We start from the raw sequence: 22,024 nt of genomic DNA, 5'->3' as shown, positions 1-22,024 counted from the left end.
CTACAACAATAGCATCTACTAAAAAATCAGCAACAGTTCAACCGAAACAAAACAACGTTAAGGCTTTTACTGAAAATGAAATTGAATCGATGACACGTACTATAGCGGCAAAGAAAAAAGCCGAAGCGACAACTACTACACCAGCGTTGCCAAAAGAAAATGAGACAAAAATTGCTGCCAATAATGAGTTAAAATCAACCGAAAACAAAAACACTACAACAACAGCTACTGCTGAAAAATCAGCGACAGATCTACCGAAAAAAAACAACGTTAAGGCTTTTACTGAAAATGAAATTGAATCGATGAAACGTATTTTAGCCGCAAAGAAAAAGGCTGAAGCAATAACGACTACACCAGCGTTGCCAAAAGAAAATGAGGCAAAAGCTGCTGCCAATAATGAGTTAAAATCAACCGAAAACAAAAACACTACAACAATAGCATCTACTAAAAAATCAGCAACAGTTCAACCGAAACAAAACGACGTTAAGGCTTTAACTGAAAATGAAACTGAATCGATGACACGTACTTTAGCGGAAAAGAAAAAAGCTGAAGCAATAACGACTACACCAGCGTTGCCAAAAGAAAATGAGGCAAAAGCTGCTGCCAATAATGAGCTAAAATCAACCGAAAATAAAAACAGTAAAAGAAAGTCGGTAGCGGAATCAGTAGAAGTAAATCCTATTAATTCAAGCATCACAAAAAAGTCAGAAACCTCGAACTCATTTGTAAAAAAGATGGAACAAGCCATGCTAATAGCCTCAGAAACAAGTATAAACAACGCATTTGTAAAAGAAAACCTAAAGGTTTCTACCGCCTCAATTGTTGAAACAAAAGAAAAAAACCAAAATGCTACAGGAATCGAACAAATTAAAATTAGTGTTTTAAACCTTAAAGAAAGTTATGCAACAAATAAAAGCCATACGTTAGTCATCGAAATTGAAAACGGTAAAAACAGTACCTCTAATTTAAAACTTAGTGCAGAACTGCCTCGAAATTGGAACTTGATTTCTATAAGTGATTTAGGAGTCTTGGAAGCAAACCAAAAAAAAATGGTGTTAATTAGTTTCAATATACCGGTAGACAATCCATCAGGAAACGTCCCAGCCAACTTTACTGTTAAAAATGCAAATGGAAGTAAAATTGCCTCAAAGGAAGTTGTTTTTACCATAGAACCAAACTTAGACTTGGAAGTTTACAACTTATATACTTCAGACAAAGTGCAAGCAGGAGAAATGATAGAGGCTAAATATGAAATTAAAAACAGAGGGAATGTGGAACAAGAAATTTCGTTATCCTCTAAAAACACTATTAAAGGAGAAAAGTTGCTCAAACTAGGGCCAAATATGACGGCAACTGTTGAAATTACGCAAGATACTGACGCAAAATACTATGACTTCACTACTATCGGAACCTCCTTAAATGCGATGAGTACTACCTCTGGTAAGTCTTACAAAGCATACGGGAGCACAAAAGTGTTCCCAACGAAACTTAAACAAGCAGATCCGTTTTTTAGATATCCGGTACGCTTTAGTGTGAACTATAATAGTAATACATTTCAGGACAATCATTATTCAACAATTTCAGGGGAATTTATAGGTGATGGATTTTTAGATTTAGATAAAAAAAATTACTTAAATTTTATCATCAGAGCACCTCAACAAAAAAACCTTAAAAATTTCGGCGTTACAGATCAGTACAGTTTACTCTATAAATACAATAATAGTACGGCAGTATATCTAGGAGATCACGCCTATTATATCAATCGACTAGGTTTTGACAGCCGCTTTGGGATGGGTTTTAGAGTTGATCAAAATATAAACAATTGGACACTATCTGCTTTCTTTTCTAAGCCAAGATTGTACAGTTTTAATTCAGAAGCACTATTTGGTTTTAAATCTGTTTATCGTTTTAACAAGAATGCTCTTTTAGGATTTGCAGTAGAAAGCTCTAAAGGAACTGTAATGGGAGCCAACAAAAACATAGAAGCTAACCTTGATGAAAAAGGTCAAATTGGTACCGCTAATTTTGAACTTAGAGCTAAAAACACTTTCGTCAACGCAGAGTCTTCATTAAGCGTTACGAATCAACATGTTGATCATGCCCATTTTCTTAACCTAGTTCAAAAGATGAACGGCTTGACTTATAGTGGAAGTTTTACATATTCAGGTAAAAATTACTTTGGAATCATTAGAAACAGTATTGAATATACCAATAGCTTGTATTATAAATTTAGAAAATTCGATTTTGTTGTTGGACAAACCGTATCTCAAGTGAATAAACGCTTAGACCCTTTATTTTTTGCCGCTGAGCCCTATTTTGAAAACTATTATGGAAAAATAGGGTACCGTTTTGGACCTAAAAGTTATATTAATATTCGAGCGGATAGAAGAATAAGAGAGGATCAACTTGAGCCCAAAAGTTATTTTTACAAAGAATCCGGAATCGATTACAGGTACATTTTTACTAGCAGGATTTTTTCTTTTGGTTTTACCGGAAGAATAGCCGAAACGCAAAATTTATTAAGTAACGATTTGCAATACAGAAAAACATATTCTCATAATCTAGATGCCTCGTATCGGTTCTCAGATCATTTTTCGCTTAGAAGTGGGATTAATCATAATTACAGCAATCGATATAATGATACTAATATAAATGAAAACTACTATACCTACAGTGTTGGTCTAGACTATAATTTCAACCGAAATTTCAGATTCAACACCACATACAATAGCGGTTTCAGTCCAGAAGACACCTATTTAAGACGTGATTTTATCAATGCAATGTTAGTGGTAACTGTAGCTAAAAATCATTTATTTGAAATCCGAGCTAACTATTTTGAAAATCCTGGCACCACAAATAAAAAGGAGCTGCTAGCCTTTGGAACCTATACGTATTCATTTGGAGTACCGTTAAAAAGAATATTAGAACAAGGTGGTGTCAATGGCTTAATTCAAGTCAATGATAAAAGCATAGACGTAAAAGGAATAAAAATAATAGCGGCTGGAAAAAGCATTGTTACCAATGAAAAAGGTGTTTTTGAATTCAATAACTTACCCCTTGGGAACAACTATATCTTGATGGATGAATCTACGCTTCCTTTTGGAATAATTCCTGCTTCAAAAACGCCCTTTCAGGTTACTGTAGAAAAGGATAAAAAAGCAGAATTAAACATTGCGATCGTAAGAGCATCTACCATACTAGGAACTCTTATTTTTCCAGAATTTGCAAAACCAAACGGTAATAATCTAGAAGGCTATCTAAAAATTGAAAATGAAAACTTCACTTACAACGTAGAATCTAATGCGCAAGGAGTTTTCAAATTTCAAAATATTGTTCCAGGAACATACAAATTAACACTTACACGTTACAAAGGAAAAGAATTTTTTGAAATTGAGAAAGAGACACAAATTACTGTAAAAGAAGGAGAAAAAATCACTGTCAATGTACCTGTAAAAGGCAAAGAACGCAAAGTACAATTTAAAAGTAAAAACTTTAAAATAGGAACTTAAAGATGAAAAAGATAAATTACATACTAGTTACGCTAATGGCTTTGAACCTTAATATTTGCCTTTCTCAACAAACGATTGATGCTAATAACATTAGTTCTTTTTTGCTAGGAGGAGGGCAACGCTCCAACTTTGCCACTTTGAGTCTGCAACCCATTGCTATTATTGATGCAGAGCCGGACCCTAGCAACACCATAAGTTTTGGCATTAGTACAAACAACCTAGAAGCAGGTCTTCCTGCAACTGGCGTTGGAGGAATTTCAACAAATGATAACATTTGGTTGAATTTTACCTATAGAGGATTAAATTTTGTTAATGCTAAAATTTATGTTCACACGAACCAAATAGTTCCTGCCGGCATTGTGATAAAAATTCAAGTTATAGCAGCAACAAATATCGGGGGCTCATACAACCCTAATCAAAATATCAACCCCATTACATTGAGTACCGCTGAACAACTCTTGATAAACGATTTCGCAAGCGGCTACACTGGGAATGGATTAGGCACTGGTTATAATCTTCGTATTACTGTAGAGAATCACAGTGGATTATCATTGCCAAATGGTTTTGAAATCATTTATGAAATTAAATAACGACAAATGAAAAAATTATTCATAATAGCCACTATCGTCTTGTTAAGTCCAAATCTTATACAAGCTCAGATTTTAGATGGAACTCTTAATGTTACAGGGGCACCAAATTTTACTCAATCAACGAACAGCGTAGTCTTGGAGGCCGGGCTTGATGACACTACTGTGGGATTTGAAAGTGCTTATGATGCTACAAGAATAAGTTTTATATTAAATCCCATATTAATAATTCCCTCATCAACTGTTTGTCAAGGTAATGTGTTTCGGTACAGTGTTTATATCAATACGGTTAATGCCCCTGCCAATGTAATCCTTGAAGCAAAAACAACCACAAATAGTGGGCAACGAGTTCCTGCTGTGAGTGCATACGATACCTTGTTAATAAAGCCATTAGGGCCAAGAAACCTAACTCCTGCTAACGGCGGAAGCTACATTACGGTTCCTAATAATGCCTCACAAGCTATCAAAATAATGGAATTTGTAGGGTGCATGCAAAATATTCCAATTCAATTTAGGATAAAACCAAGCTCTTTATGCCCCGCAGGAACCTATAATATCGAAATTAATTATACTGTTACGGCAAGTCTTACTTTATAGATAATTATACTTTAACCATTTTAAACGGAGTTTCAGCAATACCTAGTTCATTCCTTCTAAAGACAACAATGCCCCACTGCGATCAGTGGGGCATTTTGGCTGTCAAAACATACTATTCTAAATACAAGAAGATTATTTTATTTGTTGTGCATTAAATTTAATTTCCAAATTCAACGTAGGCGAGTAAAAACAATAGCACAACTACAGATAAGCTTACGGTAGTACAAACAAACGCACCTATGTATAAAAACATGTCACGACTTTCTTGGTTTTTTTCATTTTTTTTATGTTTTTAGCTTACCCATATTTTATCATTATTTAAAGAATTATAACAACACAGCTGAAATCTTCTTACATCCTTATTACAATCACTTTGGAGTTCTTTTTCGAAAGGAATATAGGCCTCTTAACCCGTTTTACTTACCACTTCGAGGTACGAACTCATCAATTAACCAACAAATAAAGCCGATGAAATAAGTAAATAGCACAATTATATCATACTGTTCTTATATTATTTTTTTAGCTTATTAATTTGGAAAAACAGAAAAAAGGATCAATCAAAAAGTTGTTGATAAATATTTATAATCCATAATTATTTTTAAAATTTGGAGCCAAAAGCACAGCCGAAACATCGTCTTATTTCTCCTAGAAATACTAGAGAATAGAATACCCAAAAGGAGTTAAACATGGAACTTGTCCTTACCCTTTTATGAAACCGTCTTCATTTTAAAAAACATAAAATAAACATTTGATTCTCAAATAGGTATAACTCTAGATCCAATCTTTCTAAAATGATAATGCAAACTAGGTATTAACGCTATTGCTAACATAATAAAAAATATAACAATTGCCATTAATGAATAATAATCTCGAGCAAATAAAATATTAACATGTTTGGACACCGCTTTTCCAAACATCTTTTTAGCCACAATTTTCGCTTTAATTGTTGAGGCACCTTTTGTCAGTGCTATATTTTCATACAATTGCATCTGTTGAGTTGATGCTGTATTTAACGCTGTAATTGTGTTTCCTAATTCATGATAATGCACACTGGCCTGTCTTAAATTCATAAAGGAGACAAAAGCTAAACTAATTGTAAAAGCAAAAAACCGAAAGGATACACCGCTCAATGAGGCCGAAAAACTTTTAGATTCCGGCACTGATTTTATCATAAATAATACAATAGAAAGCATCAAGACGCCATTACCCATACCCTGAAAAAAAAGAGGAATCAAAAGACTCTTTTCATTGGCTTGTGGCCCAAAAATAAAAAACATTAGGATATGATAAACCAGAAGAAAAGCAAATCCCGTAAGCCACATTAATCGTATTTTGCGTTTTGCTAAAAGAAAACGAGCAGTAACTCCAATTCCTACAACAATCCCAAAAGCATTAAAAAACATAATATAAGCGTAGTGATACGTATCTAATCCCATATTGTTAAAAATAAATGTATTAGCAACACTGACATCTCCTTTACAAATATAATACAGTACAAGAAGCACCACTCCTATTCTAAAATTCCGATATTTATATATCCCTAAATCAATAAAGGGACGTTTCTGTTTTAGTTGTGTTAAAACGAATAGTATCAATAAGCCCAAAATTAAGCTCGAACAAATCCAAATACGAATACTATCAAACCAATTATAATATTGACCATATAATATTAGATAGGCAGTTAATGATAAAAGTGAGCTGTAAATTATGAAGCTTTTCCAATCTAAATCAAATAAAGGAATTCTTTTACTGTGTAAACGAAAATTAGTCTTTAGACACAATAGCATCAAAAGTACACCTGGAACTTGGAGATAAATCATAATTAAATACAACACATTATAATCATGATTTTGAAAAAGATACGCATCTAATAAATACACAAAAGAATTAGAGCTAAGTAAGGTTCCATAAAACACCGCATAACCTAAGACCCTTGAACGCTCTGAATGAAATTGAGAAAATATTAAGTTAAGAGTAACCCCAATTATACCAACAGTGACGGCTCCTCCTAAAAAACGCAACATAAAAAAGATTAAAGGATCATGAGTGATGTATAATAAAAAATTAATGCTTACAAATAATACTATAGTCATTAAAAAATAGGTCTTAGAAGAAAAATAGCCGAAAAATCTTTTTTCTAATGGAAAAAAACTAGCAATCCCAACATAGTACAAAACGATAGAAAATTGAATATCCGTTGGATCAAGACCATAATAACTTGCAGCACTTGTAATACCTCCAACATACCCACTTAACATAGATACAGCCGGAAGAATTACTAAAAAAATAATAAGCATTATACACCATTTGGGAACCCAAGATTTAAATGCACTAGATGACGGATCCATATTTAATTATAGTTTAGCAACCGTTACATTGGCATTCATTCCTGCATGAAGCTTTTTAGTTTTTTCAGGAGCATCAATCAAAAGTATTCGAACAGGGAATCGCTGCACTATTTTGACAAAATTTCCAGTCGCATTGTCAGGAGGTAAAAGTGAAAACCTGGAACCCGTAGCCGGAGCAAGCGATTGTATTTTACCCTCAAAAACCTCATTTGGGTAAGCATCAACACTAATTTCAACCCCTTGACCCTCTTCCATATTGGCAACTTGAGTCTCTTTAAAATTAGCTACGATCCATTTTCCTTGGTCTTGATCTACAATAAAACCCAAAATTTGTCCTTTTTGTATCAATTGTCCCACTTGTAACGTTTTATCACCCATTATCCCATCAGATGGAGCTTTAATAACTGAATAAGTCAAATTGAGCTTGATGTTATCAACAACGGCTTCCTTTTGTTTTACATTAGCAAGAGCTACTGCTATTTGCGTGTCCGCATCATTTATTTTTCCTTTGGCTGTTTTATAAGTATTTTGAATTACTTTATACTCTGATTTTGCAATTTCAAAACTAGTTTTAACACTTTCAAAATGCTGTTGGGTAACCGCTTCTTCTGCGAGTAGTTTTTTATATCTATTGTAATCTTGCTCTTGTTGCCACAATTTAGCTTTTGAAGATGCAATACCTGCTTCACTAACTGAAGCACTATTGATAGTCGTTATCGAACTACTTTCAACTACTTTCAATGAAGCATTTGCAGCTCTTAATGTTGCTTCAGCTTCCTGTAATTGCAGCAGCGTTTCATTTCTATCAATAACAACCAACGTATCTCCCTTTTGCACTTTTTGATGATCTGTAAATCTTATTTCTTGTACAAAACCAGTAGAGCGGCTCAATATTGGATTAATATATTCTTCAACTTGCGCGTCGTTAGTTTCCTCATATCTATACATTTTCACCAATGCATATGCACCATATACAATCAAGATCATTAATATTAAAAAAGCAATACCATAGGTTATTTTGACAGTAATCCTATCAATGCGTTCATGTTTTTCTGTGATTGTAGCCATAACTATAAGTCTCCTGTGTTTTTTAAAAGTTCGCAATAATGTAATTGTTCTGCAATTTTTGCTGAAATAAGGTCAATTTGCGCTTGCAATAATTGGGTATCTGCATCAAGTAAATCCGTTATCAATGACAATTGATTAAAATACGTTTGATTGAGTATGCGGTAGTTCTCAGTAGCTTGTTCGATATTTAGTTGAAACACCTCCTTTTTTTCTTGATCTTCTATATAACGCTGGTACGATTTATTTATAACTTTTCGCAAATTGTCTTCAACATTTTCCCGAGCAATTTTTTCCTCTTCTAATAAAATCTTAGCCTCCTCTTCCTTATGAACATCATGATAAATTGAAGAGATAGAATACGATAGTTTGACTCCAACAACACCTAACAAGTAAGGTGCATTTTCATAAGGATATAGTTTAATTTGTGGATAAGAATAACTGTATTCTCCAAACAAGCCTATTCGCGGTAATTTATCTGACTTTAATGCAGCTATATTTAATATGCCTAGTTCTACTTTCTGATTAGCAATTTTCTGTAATGGAGATTTATCAATGGCATTATGCACGTACTCATCATACGTCATTGTCTTCCGGTCTTGCTGAAAACCAATTTGATCGGTAGGTTTTAGCTTCTGACTGTCAGGATTACCCATAAAAATGTTTAATTCCTGCATGACTAGTTCTGCATTATTTTTAATCTCTGTAAGTGCTATTTTTTGTTTTGACAATAGCAATTGGGCACGCAGCAAATCACTTTTCAACACAACGCCTCCATTGTATAATTTTTGAATTAACGCTAAACGAGCTTCGCTTTGATGGACATTCTGTTTCACTAATTTTTCATATTGCAAGTAAAGTTGCAACTTCAAATAGGCTTGTGCAACTTCAAAATGGATAGATAACGTAGTTTCTTCTTCCATATATTTTGACAATTCTTGCTTGACAGACTCCTTTTGAATATTTGTTTTTAGCCTTTGTCCATTATATATTTCAAAATAAGAGTCCAATGTTACTCCGTAAATGGAGTGATCTTCTAAAGGAATGAAATCGGCATGATGCAAAATACCTTCATTAAAAATTGGAATGTTAGCCAGTTTCCCATAATTAGCATTAATTCCTATTTCAGGAAGTTGTTTGCTTTTAGCATTTTTTACAGCTTCACTTCCTGATTTCGAATGAAGTTGACTCCTTTTAATCTCCTTGCTGTTTACAGCCGCTTTTTTCCATACGTTTTCTAAAGATAGAGGAATGCTATCTTGAATTGTACTTTGAGCTTTAACAGCTACAAATACTAACAAAAAAGAGGGTATTAATATTTTATATGAGTTGCGATACATATTTATGCCTTAAATTAAAATGCAAAATTGCAACATATTTAGAAGTCTAATTTTGTCAATTAAGCCATTTATTTGTTAATTTGAGCCAAATTAAAAATCTCCCAATGCCGGCAACAAAATCGATTAGTTTCTTAGAGAAGGTAAATCAATATCCTCATAGTACTTATATCTATCATACTAAAATAGAAGAGCATCTTTTAATGCACAGGCATAACAAGCATCAATTAACATATATTGAAGGTGGAGCTGCTTATTTAAAAACGAAAGACAATTCCTATTTCTTGCCAGCAAGGCACTTTGTATGGATCCCGGCAGGAATGAATCATTTTATTGAACTCAAAACAACAGTAAGTATCATACGCAATATTTACATTCCGCCAGCCATATTAAACAACAACCTCTTTTATGCACAAATGGGTATTTACCCCGCTCCAAATCTGATTTTAGAAATGATCTTATTTACTGAAAATTGGACGGAGAATATTTTTGCAAAAGAAAAAAGCAAATGCCAATATATTAAAACATTAGGCAATATTATTCCAGAAATGAGTAAAAAACCTATGCCAGTAGTACTTCCTACAACTACTAGTGAAAGATTAAGTCCCATCTTAAATCATATTCACCTCCATATTGAGCAAACTTTATTATTAAAGAATGTAGCCACTCTTTTTGGCTTCAGCAGCCGAAGTCTTTCCCGTTTGTTTAGGACTACGATAGATATTTCCTTTCTACAATATGTAAAAATCTATAGAATTATATTCAGCATGGAAAAACTATTGCAAACGGACATGTCTATTAGCGAAATCTCTTATGCTTCTGGTTATAATAGTCCTGCTACTTTTAGCAATACCTTTTATAACTTAGTCAAAGTAAGACCTGTACAGTTCAGAAAATCAAACCGAGCTATTTCCAAATAAAAAAAACACCCAATTTCACATTTACCTATGAAAAATTGGGTGTTAAATCTTATGGAACTAATAATCATTATTCGTAGAGAGAAAGGGATTCGAACCCTCGATATGTTGCCATATACACGCTTTCCAAGCGTGCGCCTTCAGCCACTCGGCCACCTCTCTATTAAGGTTTGCAAATAACATGAAAAAAAATGAATTTCAAAAGTAAAAAGCGATATTAAATCATTTCTCCACGCAACGAAGTTTCAAAAACTGTTTTAAAATCTTGTGGCGCTATATTTTGTGCTAATAAGTACATTAATTTAGTAATAGCAGCTTCTGTGGTGATGTCTTTCCCTGAAATCACTCCAATTTCCTTCATAGCAGTGCTTGTCTCGTACTGTCCCATATTTACACTACCACCAGAACATTGGGTAACATTTACTATATGTACTCCTTTATTTATTGCTTCTGTCAATAAAGAAACAAACCAATCTTCAGTAGGTGCATTTCCAGAACCATAGGTCTCAAGCACAACACCTTCTAAACTTGGGATATCTAAAATTGCTGCTAAAACCACTTCACTCATTCCTGGAAACATTTTAACAATAACCACATTGTTGTCCAAGTTTTTATGAACGATCAATTCCCCGCGTTTTTGTCTAGGCAATAACAGTTCCCTTCTAATCTTCAGATTGACACCAGACTCTACCAATTCAGGGTAGTTAGGCGAAGTAAACGCTTTAAAATGCTCAGCATTTATTTTGGTCGTTCTATTTCCTCTATATAATTTATACTCAAAATACAAACAAACTTCACTAATGACAGCTTGACCGTTTTCATGTAAAGAGGCAATTTGAATAGCAGTAATTAAATTTTCTTTGGCATCTGTTCGCAAATCCCCAATTGGTAATTGCGAACCAGTAAACACAACTGGTTTTGCTAAATTCTCCAACATAAAACTCAATGCCGATGCGGAATAAGACATCGTATCCGAACCATGAAGCACTACAAAACCATCAAAATCCATATAGTTTTCCTCAATAATCGAAGCTATTCTAGCCCACTCTTTCGGGTTCATGTTAGACGAATCGATAGGTTCTTCAAATGAAATGGTCTCAATCTCACATTCCAATTGCTTCAACTCGGGAATCCTATTCAACAACTTACTAAAATTAAAAGCTTTTAGGGCGCCAGTATCAAAATCTTTACGCATCCCAATGGTACCTCCAGTATATAATAAAAGTATTTTAACTTTTAAGTTCATCATGGTATTTTAAATTATTTACAACCGGATTGGCATACATTGCTAATAGCCCTTGTAATGCAATAGGATTTTCTGCATCAATACGCATTTCTAACCTACGCTCAAAAAGCGATTTTTCATCTTCGGTATATAAATGAGAAAAGCCATTGTTATTATTCAATAGATCATAGGCGATATAATTAGTGGGCCATAATTTATAATTGCTTAAAATCGATTCATCAATTACTTGAGCCAATGCCAATATTTGCTTATTAGGTTTGTCAAATTCTTCCTTGATTTTATCAGTTTCCGCATCCAACACATCCCCTATGTGCATGTGAATTCTTTTCTTCTGTCCCATGACACCGCTGAGCAGCGTCATGAAATCCTCGTTTTTTTCTTTGATATAGATCTCCTTGTTGGCTTCGGCCAGTAACTGCGGGATTTTCAAAACATCCGTAGGATCATATTCGTATGAAATTGAAACTGGGACAACTTTTACTTTTTTGAAATAATCCATAAGATCTGTTCCATTAGCAGCCATTCCCACCATTTTCAAGACTCCTGGATTTGTAGCGTCGTTTCCATCTTTAGTTCTTCCCTCGCGTTGTGCAATCCAAACCGATCGACTTTCCTCTAACAATAAATGACGAATATACTCCGATAATGTTTTCGAACTTTCTAACATCTCTCTAGGTGTCAAACCTCTTTGAACTAGAAAATTCCGATTCATTTTTGCTAGTACATTGAGAAAATCTTTTTTAACCAAATTATCCCCAATTGCGGATGCAGTCATCACCAAACCATGTTCAAATAATGCTGTATTCAACAAGGTAGTATCCAAAAGAATATCTCTATGATTCGATACAAATAAATACGATTCTCCCTTTTTTAACTTTTCGAAACCGGAAGTAGTCAATCCATCGGAGCTTTTTTCAATAATCTTCCGAATAGAATGATAGATAAAATTACATTGAAAATCACGTATGGACTGTGTTTTTCTGAGTTGCTCTTTCCATACCGTATCTTCTACATCTGGAAAAGAAAAATTCATCAACGCCTTCATCATAGGGTGATTTATCACTTTCAATATGGCATCGTTTATTTCGGAATCGTAAAATGGCCGAATAGCGTCAAATTTTTGCATTTTTAGTAACTTTAAGTGCGCAAATGAACAAAAAAAATATTAATTTATAATAGATTATGTATTAAATCCCAAAAATTACCTTAGAATTTTCAGTTGTCATACTCGCAATATCTTTTTGCGAAAGACCATAAATCTGGGCAAGCTTATCTAATACATTAATAAGATAACTACTTTCGTTTCTTTTTCCTCGAAATGGAATCGGAGCAAGATAGGGTGAATCTGTTTCCAAAACGATATGTTCTAAATCTATTTGGCTCAAAAACTGGTCAATTTTTCCGTTTTTGAAAGTAACCACTCCACCAATTCCCAATTTCATATTATAAGACATTGCCTGTAACGCTTGATCGTAAGTCCCCGTAAAACAATGAAATACCCCAAACAAATCAGCCGATTTCTCCTCTTCTAAAATCTCAAATATTTCATCAAAAGCTTCACGACAATGAATCACGATTGGCAATTTATATTTTTTAGCTAATTGGATCTGTTTCTTAAATGCAGCCTGCTGTTCCTTCAGATGGGTTTTATCCCAATACAAATCAATTCCGATTTCACCAATGGCATAGAATTTTCTTTTGGCCAGCTCGTCCTCTACATGCTGCAACTCTTCCAGATAATTTTCTTTTACATAGGTAGGATGCAGTCCCATCATTAAGAAAACATTGTGTGGATAGTTTTTTTCCAAATCATACATAGACTGGGTACAAGAAGAATCAATGGCCGGAATAAAAAACCGAGAAACACCTGCTTGAATTGCCCTTTGTATTATTTCGTCGCGGTCATGATCAAATTCCTCTGAATATAAATGGGTGTGCGTATCTGTAATTGTCATTGTTTTCATTTAAATAAGCAAAGTTAGCATTTTGAATTGTTGTTTTTTAGATTCTTAGTAATTTAGATTACTTTTGATTATCAGCTTTAAACTATGAAAAACCTCCACGATATCCTGAAAAAGGAAAAATACAAAAAAATAAAATTTAAAATAACTAAGACACAGCACCTTTTGATAAAAGCAAAAATCAACGGGATTGCAGGCAACTTCATTCTAGACACAGGAGCGTCAAACAGTTGTATCGGTTTTGAAAGTATTGCCTTTTTCCAAGTTCATGCAGAAGATTCCAAAACTAAAGCATCTGGTGCAGGAGCTACAGGAATGCAGACACAAACAGCCTTTAATAATACTCTTCAACTCGGCTTATGGGAAGATATCGAATTCAGTTTGGTGATTTTCGATTTATCACACGTAAATGAGGCATTAATTCAACATAAATCAAAGCCGGTCCATGGCATAATTGGTGCCGACGTTTTGATGAAAGGAAAAGCAATTGTAGACTATTACAACCACTACTTATATTTACTTAAACAGTAAGCCTTCATTTAGTATTTAAAATAAAAAAAAAGGCGCCGCTTCTTTATTGCAGGATACTAGTTTTGCTATTATTAATTCAATACATACTCTGATTTTTTCGCGGCCTAATTGCAGCCAATGTACTAACGAAAGGAAAGCCAATTATTGATAATTATAATCATTGCTTATATTTACCACGGAAATCATCATTTAACAAATTATATCCTTGAAACCGAAAATTAAAATACTAGGGGTAATTATAGGATTACTATTGCATTCCTGCAGTGCCGGGGGTATAACTATAAATAAACCAAAAATGCCTACCACTGCTAATGACAACTCAGCTAAACCCAGCACAACCACAACTGCTAAATTATGGGATTTCCACGATCTATCAGGCTGGGAAGATGCTACACAAGCGGGCAGTGTAAATTACTTTATCGAGAATAAAAACTTAACTATTTTTACTCGTCCCAACACTTGGGATCGTACGAAAATAAAAACTACTTCAACTTATACAACTGGAACTTACACTTGGAGAGTATACGTCCCTGAAATGGGTATTGGTGACATGGCGAGCATAGGTGCATTTCTATACAATAGCAACGCTCACGAACTTGATTATGAAATAGGCTATGGAAAACAAAGTATGAGAAATGAACTAAATGCAGAAGCAGATGATCTAATCGTATCTATGACCTCACAGGGAAACCCACATAAATCTCATGACACAAAAATCAAAAGAGGGCAATGGCATACTTTTTCAATGGAACTAAGATTAAATTCAAGTGGAAAGTATAAAGTGAGCTGGATAATCAATGGCCAACAAGCAGCAACAACACAACTTAATTATGGAACCAAAAGCAAGTTTAAGATTTTTTGCAGTGTAGAAAATCTCACTTTCATGGGTGATCATATTCCCAAAACTAAGAATTATGCTCTTTTTGATTTTGTTAAATATAGAAGTAACTAAAAAATCCCGTTTGAGTATTCAAACGGGATTTTTTAGTTATTTTGAAATAGAGTTCTTATAATTCAAAAGCTCTCTTAGGATTGTTGTCTAACAATAATTCCATTGGATTCTCTAATGCTTCTTTAACAGCAACCAAGAAACCTACAGACTCGCGACCATCAATAATTCTATGATCATAAGAAAGTGCCACATACATCATAGGGTGAATTTCTACTTTTCCGTTTACGGCAATAGGACGTTCGATAATGTTGTGCATTCCAAGAATTCCTGACTGAGGAGGATTAATAATAGGAGTAGATAACATAGATCCAAATACACCACCATTAGTAATTGTAAAAGTACCACCAGTCATATCATCAACGGTAATTTGACCATCACGTGCTTTTATTGCTAATCTTTTAATATCTGATTCAACACCACGGAAAGTCAAGTTTTCAGCATTACGAACTACAGGAACCATTAATCCTTTTGGTCCAGAAACCGCGATTGAAATATCACAGAAATCGTAAGCTATTTTATAATCACCATCCATCATTGAATTAACGTCTGGATACAATTTCAAGGCTCTAGTAACCGCTTTAGTAAAAAACGACATATATCCTAAACCAACACCTGCATGTTTAGCTTTGAATTCCTCTTTGTATTGATTACGAATCAAGTTAATAGGCGTCATGTTTACTTCATTGAAAGTAGTTAACATGGCCGTTTCATTTTTAGCGGAAACCAATCTTTCTGCTACTTTACGACGTAACATTGATAGTTTTGAACGCTCAGAGCCACGGCTTCCTCCTGTGGGAGTTCCCATAGATGGTACTGCATTTACAGCATCATCTTTAGTGATTCTTCCGTCTTTACCAGTTCCTGTTACAGCTGCTGGAGCGATATTTTTTTCGTCTAATATTTTTCTTGCTGCTGGGGATGGTGTCCCTGAAGCGTATGTTGCTGCTGGAGCTGCCGCTACAGGAGCTGGAGCTGCTTTTGGCGCTTCGGTAACTGGAGCCGGTGCTGCTTCTGCCGGAGCTGAACCAGCTGGCTTAGCGGCTGCCGTATCAATTAAACAAACTACTGCACCTACTGCTACTGCATCACCTTCTTCTGCTTTTAATGTGATAATCCCACTCGCTTCAGCTGGTAATTCCAGTGTTGCTTTATCAGAATCAACCTCAGCAATTGCTTGGTCTTTCTCTACGTAATCTCCGTCTTTTACTAACCAAGTTGCAATTTCAACTTCCTTAATAGATTCCCCTGGTGATGGGACTTTCATTTCTAAAATCATCTTATATAATTTTTAAATTATGAATTTTATTGTTCGAGTCGTTTTAAAAACAACTACTGTTTATTGTTTGTTTATTTTTAGCCCTGATGGTAGCGGCATCCTTTTTATTTTTTCTTTAAAAAGAAAAAGATACAGCGAACAGCAGGAAATAGCTTCTAATTTTATACAAATAAGTTTTTATCAAAAACCATTTTGATTGCATCTGCATGACGACGTTTTGCTCTTGTAGAACTTCCTGATGCTGATGCAGAATATGCTTTTAAAGAGGCCAGTCTGAATTTTACTAAATTAAAATTCATTAACATGAAACTATAAGCCCCCATGTTCTTAGGCTCTTCTTGTGCCCATACATAATCATCAGCGTTTGGATATTGTGCAATTATTTCTTTTAACTGCTCTACTGGCAATGGAAATAATTGTTCAATTCTAACAACTGCAACATCTGTACGACCATTGTTTTCTCTTTCGGCTGTAATATCATAATAGAATTTACCCGTACAGAAAACTAATGTTTTCACATCTGCTTTGTTTACTGTTATATCATCAATAGTTTCTTGGAAACTACCGTTTTCTAATTCTTCGATTGTAGACACACATCTTGGATCACGTAATAAACTCTTAGGTGAGAACACGATTAATGGTTTACGGAATTTTGTTTTCATTTGTCTTCTTAACAAGTGAAAGAAGTTAGCTGGCGTAGTACAATCAGCTACAAACATATTGTGTCTTGCACAAAGTTGTAAGTAACGTTCCATTCTAGCTGAAGAGTGCTCTGCTCCTTGCCCTTCATATCCGTGCGGCAATAACAAAACAATACCATTTTGATTATTCCATTTATCTTCTCCACAAGAGATGTATTGGTCAATCATAATTTGGGCTCCATTAGAGAAATCTCCAAATTGTGCTTCCCAAATGGTTAGTGTATTAGGGTTTGCTAATGCATAACCATAATCAAATCCCAATACTCCGTACTCAGACAACAACGAATTGTAGATATTAAAGTTTCCTTTTTTACCTTCTAAGTTATTGATTAAAACAACTTCTTCTTCAGAGTCTTCTACTTTTACAACAGCATGACGGTGAGAGAACGTTCCTCTTTCTACGTCTTGTCCAGAAATACGAACATCATATCCTTCTTGTAATAAAGATCCGTAAGCTAAGTGCTCAGCCATTCCCCAATCTAACTTATTAGTGTCAAAAAACATTGTTTTTCGATCGTTGATTAGTTTTTGGATTTTATTAATGAATTTTTTATCTGACGGTAAGTTACAAACTGCATTAGCTACTTCAGTCAATCCTTCTCTTGAATAAGAAGTATCTACTTTTTGCAACATTTGTTTATCAGTAACCTGTTCAAAACCTAACCATTCATTTTTCATAAATGGAGTAATAATGGTCAAATCTTTTTTACGAGAAGCTTCTAAATTCAGCTCCATATTAGACTTGTATTCTTTTTCGAGGCCGTTTACATATGTAGCGTCAATGACACCATCAGACAATAACTTCTCAGCATAAAGGTCTCTAGGGTTTTTATGCTTTGCAATTATTTTATATAAAACTGGTTGTGTAAAACGAGGCTCATCACCTTCATTATGACCATATTTTCTATATCCTAATAAATCAATAAATACGTCACGACCAAACTCCATTCTGAAATCCAATGCAAAATTCATCGCATGAACTACCGCCTCAGCATCATCTGCATTAACGTGTAAAACTGGTGACAAAGTTACTTTTGCAACATCAGTACAATATGTAGACGAACGTGCATCAAGATAGTTAGTTGTAAAACCTACTTGATTATTGATTACGATATGAATAGTTCCTCCTGTTTTGTATCCTTCAAGCTGTGCCATCTGGATAATTTCATAAAGAATACCTTGTCCTGCAATTGCAGCATCACCGTGAACAGCGATAGGTAGTACTTTAGAAAAATCATTTGGGAAATATTTATCTTGTTTCGCTCTTGTAATACCCTCGATCACTGCACCTACTGTTTCAAGGTGAGAAGGGTTAGGAGCAAGATTTATATTAATTTTTTTACCTGTACTTGTTATTTTGTCAGCAGTTAAACCAAGGTGGTACTTAACATCTCCATCAAAATACTCTTTATCATAATCTTTACCATCAAACTCTCCGAAGATATCTTGTGTTGATTTACCGAAGATATTAGCCAATATATTTAAACGACCACGGTGAGCCATTCCCATTACAAACTGCTCCACTCCCATTTGAGCAGCTCTCTCGATTAAAGTATCAAGAGCAGGAATAATTGATTCCCCACCTTCTAATGAAAAACGTTTTTGACCTACATACTTGGTATGTAAGAAATTCTCAAATGAAACCGCTTGATTTAATTTATTTAAAATCCCTTTCTTCTCATCAATAGAAAAATTAGGTTTATTGTCGTTTACTCCAACTTTCTCTTGAATCCAGTTTACAATTTCTGGCTTACGGATGTACATATACTCAACACCTATGTGCTGACAGTATATGGTATCAAGGTGTTTTATGATATCAGTTAAAGTACAAGGAGCTTGCCCAATAATTTTAGCTGCATCAAAAACAGTATTTAAATCTGATGATGAAAGTCCAAAATTAGCAATGTCAAGATTAGGCTCAAATATCCTCCTATCTCTTACTGGGTTTGTTTTAGTAAACAAATGTCCCCTAGAGCGATATCCTTCTACTAGTTTTAATACATTAAACTCTTTTTGAAGTTTTTCAGAAATCTGAGAGTAGTCAGCAGTGCCAGAAGCAACATTGACAATATGTTCAACAGGGTTTTCGCCATTGTAGGTTTCCATCCCAAAGTCAAAACCTTGAAAGAAACTTCTCCAACTTGGCTCTACGCTATCTGGGTTTTCTAAGTACTGATCGTATAATTGTGCAAAAAATTCTGTGTGTGCTGCGTTTAAAAATGAGAACCTATCCATAATTTTAGTGAATATACTTTTTGTTAAAATAGTTTGGCAAAAGTACAATAATCCACTAAATTTACATTTACTTTTAATTACTTTTATATGTTAAAATGTTAAAAAAGGAAATGTTTATGAGAAAAAATCAAATTAAGTGCGTTTCAAAAGCAGTTTTGGTTATTATTATTTTATTATTTTCGAATGAATTATTGGCTCAAAATCAAAGAGTCAACTCAAAATCAAATAATTATTTCTGGGATAACGTACAATTTGGCGGCGGGATTGGTTTGGGTTTTGGCTCTGGCTATACTGATATATCACTTACCCCTAGTGCTATTTATAATTTCAATGAATATGTGTCCCTAGGACTTGGCGCCCAATATTCTTATGTAAGCCAAAAAAATTATTATAACTCCCATTTATATGGCGGAAGCCTTATAGCTTTATTTAATCCAATAAGAGAAATACAACTTTCGGCGGAGCTGGAAGAATTACGCGTTAATATAAATCCAAACGACCCAAGCCTCACTTCAGAACAATTCTGGAATACGGGACTTTTCTTGGGTGCAGGATACCGAACAGCTAATGTAACCATTGGAGTACGCTATAATATATTACAAGACGACAACAAAAATGTTTATAGCGATGCCTTTATGCCTTTTGTAAGAGTCTATTTTTGAAAGTCACACATATCAAAGTTAGCATCATCGGTATTTATTTCTAAACCAGACTTTTTGCCATTCTCTTTTCAAAATTAAAAAAGAGACCTGTTCCGCTAAAATAACCAAATCAGAACCGTCCATTTTTTTTACCTCGTCTTCAGCAACATCAATTATATAGAGAAGGTTAAGGTATTCGGCAAATTTATATTGAATTAGCCTGTAGATTTTTTCGTGCAATTGAATTTTCAATTCAGCAGGAGAAATGCTCATTGGAAAATCTATCCCTTCATTGGCCAAATTAAAATCCTTATTAATTTGCTCAATCAGCTTGAGATACAAGGCTTCACTCTCTGCTTCAGAAAGTAATAAATCCGTGTTTTTTGGAGCTATAAACATTCATTCTTTATTTTTGGTTAAACGGCATCATAGTTTTATAAAATCTACACATTCCGACTCATTAAATTTTCTCCAAAGGTCCTTAACATTACTTTTTTATCTTCTTCAATATTCATTTTTTCTAAGGTTATAAATGCTTTAGAAGTATATTCTTGTATTTCCTGCTGCGTTGCTTTTGAAGCCCCAGAATTATTAAAAACGTCCTTTACCCAAATAATTTTTTCCGTATTGTCCTCAAGATGAGTAGAAAAAACTTGCGACAAATGGGAAGCTTGTTCCTTATTGGAAAAAGCCATTGCCTTCAAATACAAATAGGTTTTTTTGTTTTCAATAATATCACCCCCGACTTGCTTTCCAAAAGTTTCCGGATCACCAAAAGCGTCTAAATAATCATCCTGCAGCTGAAAAGCCAAGCCTAAATTTAATCCAAATTCATAAATCAAATTAGCGTTCTCTACTGAAGTTTCGGCAATTATCGCACCCATTTTCATAGCCGCAGCCACAAGGACTGCAGTCTTATACTCAATCATCTTGAGGTATTCTGATATAGTCACGTCATCCCTCGTTTCGAAATCGACATCCCATTGCTGTCCTTCACACACTTCCAAAGCCGTTTTACTAAACAGCTTAGCTAACTTCATAAAAACAGCCGGTTCGTACTGCTCGAAATACTGATATGCCAAAATAAGCATCGCATCGCCTGACAAAATTCCGGAATTAACATCCCACTTCTCATGAACAGTTTGGTGTCCGCGACGTAAAGGCGCATCATCCATAATATCATCATGAACCAACGAAAAGTTATGAAAAACCTCAACAGCCATAGCAGCGGCTAGTGCTTCTTTATAATCCACATTAAAAACTTCCGCGGTCATTAATGTCAAAACCGGCCGCATCCTTTTACCTCCTAGACCTAAAATATAGCTAATGGGTTCATAGAGATTTACAGGTTCCTTAATAATGGATTGACTCTCTAAGTAGTTAATGAAGAAATCTTGATACTGATTAATGGCATGCATGGAAGTAAATTTTCGGCTAATTTACAGCATTCCCCGTGGATAACAAATAGTGTTTCTTAACGAAATGTTAAATTACCGTAAATACAATGGAAACTATTTTGGTATTCAAAGTTTCCAACTTACTTTTGCACTCGAATTTAACATTTGGAATTAAGCTATGAATACAACTCTACCAATCTCAGCAACAAAATGGACAATTGATTCTAATCAGTCTGATGTGCTAATTAAAGCAAGACACTCTATAATTGCATACATAGCAGGATCCATTAATAAATTTAAAGGTCACATAGATATTCATGAAGATTCAATAGAAGATGCATCCATTGAATTTTGCTTAGATGTAAATAACAAAGAGAATAAACTGGAGCAAATGGATTCTCATTTAAGACTAAATGATTTTTTAGATATTAATGAATTCCCCTACATCAATTTCAAATCAACTTCATTCCAAAAAATAAACAATAACATTAATTTCCTAAAAGGGGAATTAACCATTAATAACATAACAAAAGTAGTAGAACTAGACGCTGAATTCATTGGAATAAAAACCTACGAAGGGGTTGAAAAAGCAGTTTTTGAAGTAGTGGGACAAATAAATCGAAAAGATTTTGGACTAACCTCAAATTCATACCATCAAACGGGAGGACTTTCCTTAGGTCAAGATATAAAACTGATTGCCAATTTAGAGTTTTCAGTATAAGAA

The 22,024-nt window shown here is 34.3% G+C and carries 18 protein-coding genes and 1 tRNA gene; 8 read left to right on the top strand and 11 right to left on the bottom strand.

Annotated features, from left to right (window positions below):
* From HJ01_RS04360 to HJ01_RS04350, 3 genes are all read left to right on the top strand, one after another.
* Positions 1 to 3,509: SpaA isopeptide-forming pilin-related protein (locus HJ01_RS04360; protein ID WP_040473688.1), on the top strand; the 3,509-nt coding region annotated here is incomplete at its 5' end.
* Positions 3,510 to 3,511: 2 nt separating this feature from the next.
* Positions 3,512 to 4,099, top strand: coding sequence for a hypothetical protein (locus HJ01_RS04355; protein WP_040473687.1), 588 nt, complete (start codon positions 3,512 to 3,514; stop codon positions 4,097 to 4,099).
* Positions 4,100 to 4,105: 6 nt separating this feature from the next.
* Positions 4,106 to 4,693, top strand: a complete 588-nt coding sequence (locus HJ01_RS04350) for a hypothetical protein (RefSeq protein ID WP_007137092.1) — start codon at positions 4,106 to 4,108, stop codon at positions 4,691 to 4,693.
* A gap of 755 nt (positions 4,694 to 5,448) precedes the next feature.
* On the opposite strand, the gene HJ01_RS04345 is transcribed toward HJ01_RS04350, so the two are convergent.
* From HJ01_RS04345 to HJ01_RS04335, 3 genes are read right to left on the bottom strand one after another with little or no spacing between them, the layout of a single operon-like run.
* The gene (locus HJ01_RS04345) at positions 5,449 to 6,990 is read right to left on the bottom strand and encodes an MFS transporter (protein WP_238531066.1); all 1,542 of its coding nucleotides are present in this window, start codon (positions 6,988 to 6,990) and stop codon (positions 5,449 to 5,451) included.
* 57 nt (positions 6,991 to 7,047) lie between these two features.
* On the bottom strand, positions 7,048 to 8,109 hold the full coding sequence (locus HJ01_RS04340; RefSeq protein ID WP_007137090.1) for an HlyD family secretion protein: 1,062 nt from the start codon (positions 8,107 to 8,109) through the stop codon (positions 7,048 to 7,050).
* 2 nt (positions 8,110 to 8,111) lie between these two features.
* Positions 8,112 to 9,407: a TolC family protein gene (locus HJ01_RS04335; RefSeq protein WP_007137089.1), complete on the bottom strand. Its 1,296-nt coding sequence runs from the start codon at positions 9,405 to 9,407 to the stop codon at positions 8,112 to 8,114.
* A 143-nt stretch (positions 9,408 to 9,550) separates the two neighbouring features.
* Between HJ01_RS04335 and HJ01_RS04330 the strand changes: the two genes are divergently transcribed.
* The gene (locus HJ01_RS04330; protein WP_007137088.1) at positions 9,551 to 10,363 is read left to right on the top strand and encodes an AraC family transcriptional regulator; all 813 of its coding nucleotides are present in this window, start codon (positions 9,551 to 9,553) and stop codon (positions 10,361 to 10,363) included.
* A gap of 74 nt (positions 10,364 to 10,437) precedes the next feature.
* On the opposite strand, the gene HJ01_RS04325 is transcribed toward HJ01_RS04330, so the two are convergent.
* The 4 genes from HJ01_RS04325 to HJ01_RS04310 all read right to left on the bottom strand — a co-directional run bounded on the left by HJ01_RS04325 (position 10,438) and on the right by HJ01_RS04310 (position 13,561).
* Positions 10,438 to 10,522, bottom strand: a tRNA-Ser gene (locus HJ01_RS04325).
* 55 nt (positions 10,523 to 10,577) lie between these two features.
* Positions 10,578 to 11,606 (bottom strand): asparaginase, encoded by a 1,029-nt coding sequence (locus HJ01_RS04320; protein WP_007137087.1) that lies wholly within the window; start codon positions 11,604 to 11,606, stop codon positions 10,578 to 10,580.
* The gene (locus HJ01_RS04315) at positions 11,590 to 12,732 is read right to left on the bottom strand and encodes a 1-acyl-sn-glycerol-3-phosphate acyltransferase (protein ID WP_007137086.1); all 1,143 of its coding nucleotides are present in this window, start codon (positions 12,730 to 12,732) and stop codon (positions 11,590 to 11,592) included. The genes HJ01_RS04320 and HJ01_RS04315 overlap by 17 nt, the downstream gene beginning before the upstream one ends.
* Positions 12,733 to 12,793: 61 nt before the next feature.
* Entirely contained in the window at positions 12,794 to 13,561 is a 768-nt protein-coding gene (locus HJ01_RS04310) for a TatD family hydrolase (RefSeq protein ID WP_007137085.1), read from the bottom strand.
* 93 nt (positions 13,562 to 13,654) lie between these two features.
* On the opposite strand from HJ01_RS04310, the gene HJ01_RS04305 reads away from it, so the two are divergent.
* Together HJ01_RS04305 and HJ01_RS04300 are read left to right on the top strand one after the other, a co-directional pair.
* The gene (locus HJ01_RS04305; protein ID WP_007137084.1) at positions 13,655 to 14,098 is read left to right on the top strand and encodes a retropepsin-like aspartic protease; all 444 of its coding nucleotides are present in this window, start codon (positions 13,655 to 13,657) and stop codon (positions 14,096 to 14,098) included.
* Positions 14,099 to 14,303: 205 nt separating this feature from the next.
* Positions 14,304 to 15,050, top strand: coding sequence for a hypothetical protein (locus HJ01_RS04300; RefSeq protein ID WP_100208526.1), 747 nt, complete (start codon positions 14,304 to 14,306; stop codon positions 15,048 to 15,050).
* 55 nt (positions 15,051 to 15,105) lie between these two features.
* On the opposite strand, the gene odhB is transcribed toward HJ01_RS04300, so the two are convergent.
* Positions 15,106 to 16,326 carry a 2-oxoglutarate dehydrogenase complex dihydrolipoyllysine-residue succinyltransferase gene (gene odhB, locus HJ01_RS04295; protein ID WP_007137081.1) on the bottom strand — a complete coding sequence of 407 codons (1,221 nt, stop codon included), beginning with the start codon at positions 16,324 to 16,326 and terminating at the stop codon, positions 15,106 to 15,108.
* Between the two features lie 161 nt (positions 16,327 to 16,487).
* Positions 16,488 to 19,262, bottom strand: coding sequence for a 2-oxoglutarate dehydrogenase E1 component (locus HJ01_RS04290; protein WP_007137079.1), 2,775 nt, complete (start codon positions 19,260 to 19,262; stop codon positions 16,488 to 16,490).
* Positions 19,263 to 19,372: 110 nt separating this feature from the next.
* Here HJ01_RS04290 and HJ01_RS04285 point away from each other — a divergent pair, with 110 nt between their 5' ends.
* Positions 19,373 to 19,924 (top strand): hypothetical protein, encoded by a 552-nt coding sequence (locus HJ01_RS04285; RefSeq protein ID WP_007137078.1) that lies wholly within the window; start codon positions 19,373 to 19,375, stop codon positions 19,922 to 19,924.
* 24 nt (positions 19,925 to 19,948) lie between these two features.
* On the opposite strand, the gene HJ01_RS04280 is transcribed toward HJ01_RS04285, so the two are convergent.
* Both HJ01_RS04280 and HJ01_RS04275 read right to left on the bottom strand, forming a co-directional pair.
* Positions 19,949 to 20,302 carry a hypothetical protein gene (locus tag HJ01_RS04280; protein WP_007137077.1) on the bottom strand — a complete coding sequence of 118 codons (354 nt, stop codon included), beginning with the start codon at positions 20,300 to 20,302 and terminating at the stop codon, positions 19,949 to 19,951.
* A gap of 44 nt (positions 20,303 to 20,346) precedes the next feature.
* Positions 20,347 to 21,321, bottom strand: a complete 975-nt coding sequence (locus HJ01_RS04275; protein ID WP_040473685.1) for a polyprenyl synthetase family protein — start codon at positions 21,319 to 21,321, stop codon at positions 20,347 to 20,349.
* Positions 21,322 to 21,478: 157 nt separating this feature from the next.
* Between HJ01_RS04275 and HJ01_RS04270 the strand changes: the two genes are divergently transcribed.
* Positions 21,479 to 22,021, top strand: coding sequence for a YceI family protein (locus HJ01_RS04270; protein ID WP_007137075.1), 543 nt, complete (start codon positions 21,479 to 21,481; stop codon positions 22,019 to 22,021).
* Positions 22,022 to 22,024 lie beyond the last annotated feature (3 nt).

Origin of the sequence: Flavobacterium frigoris PS1 (assembly GCF_000252125.1) — a bacterium.
Lineage (GTDB): Bacteria > Bacteroidota > Bacteroidia > Flavobacteriales > Flavobacteriaceae > Flavobacterium > Flavobacterium frigoris_A.
The sequence above is the reverse complement of the archived record's forward strand: the minus strand, read 5'-3'. Positions and strand labels throughout refer to the sequence as shown.

Bases quoted from the DNA above. Each gene is read 5' to 3' on its own strand.
- HJ01_RS04280 (WP_007137077.1), bottom strand. From the start codon at position 20,302: ATGTTTATAGCTCCAAAAAACACGGATTTATTACTTTCTGAAGCAGAG.
- HJ01_RS04285 (WP_007137078.1), top strand. From the start codon at position 19,373: ATGTTTATGAGAAAAAATCAAATTAAGTGCGTTTCAAAAGCAGTTTTG.
- HJ01_RS04305 (WP_007137084.1), top strand. From the start codon at position 13,655: ATGAAAAACCTCCACGATATCCTGAAAAAGGAAAAATACAAAAAAATA.
- HJ01_RS04320 (WP_007137087.1), bottom strand. From the start codon at position 11,606: ATGAACTTAAAAGTTAAAATACTTTTATTATATACTGGAGGTACCATT.
- HJ01_RS04330 (WP_007137088.1), top strand. From the start codon at position 9,551: ATGCCGGCAACAAAATCGATTAGTTTCTTAGAGAAGGTAAATCAATAT.
- HJ01_RS04350 (WP_007137092.1), top strand. From the start codon at position 4,106: ATGAAAAAATTATTCATAATAGCCACTATCGTCTTGTTAAGTCCAAAT.
- HJ01_RS04340 (WP_007137090.1), bottom strand. From the start codon at position 8,109: ATGGCTACAATCACAGAAAAACATGAACGCATTGATAGGATTACTGTC.
- HJ01_RS04310 (WP_007137085.1), bottom strand. From the start codon at position 13,561: ATGACAATTACAGATACGCACACCCATTTATATTCAGAGGAATTTGAT.
- HJ01_RS04270 (WP_007137075.1), top strand. From the start codon at position 21,479: ATGAATACAACTCTACCAATCTCAGCAACAAAATGGACAATTGATTCT.
- HJ01_RS04355 (WP_040473687.1), top strand. From the start codon at position 3,512: ATGAAAAAGATAAATTACATACTAGTTACGCTAATGGCTTTGAACCTT.
- HJ01_RS04345 (WP_238531066.1), bottom strand. From the start codon at position 6,990: ATGCTTATTATTTTTTTAGTAATTCTTCCGGCTGTATCTATGTTAAGT.
- odhB (WP_007137081.1), bottom strand. From the start codon at position 16,326: ATGATTTTAGAAATGAAAGTCCCATCACCAGGGGAATCTATTAAGGAA.
- HJ01_RS04290 (WP_007137079.1), bottom strand. From the start codon at position 19,262: ATGGATAGGTTCTCATTTTTAAACGCAGCACACACAGAATTTTTTGCA.
- HJ01_RS04315 (WP_007137086.1), bottom strand. From the start codon at position 12,732: ATGCAAAAATTTGACGCTATTCGGCCATTTTACGATTCCGAAATAAAC.
- HJ01_RS04275 (WP_040473685.1), bottom strand. From the start codon at position 21,321: ATGCATGCCATTAATCAGTATCAAGATTTCTTCATTAACTACTTAGAG.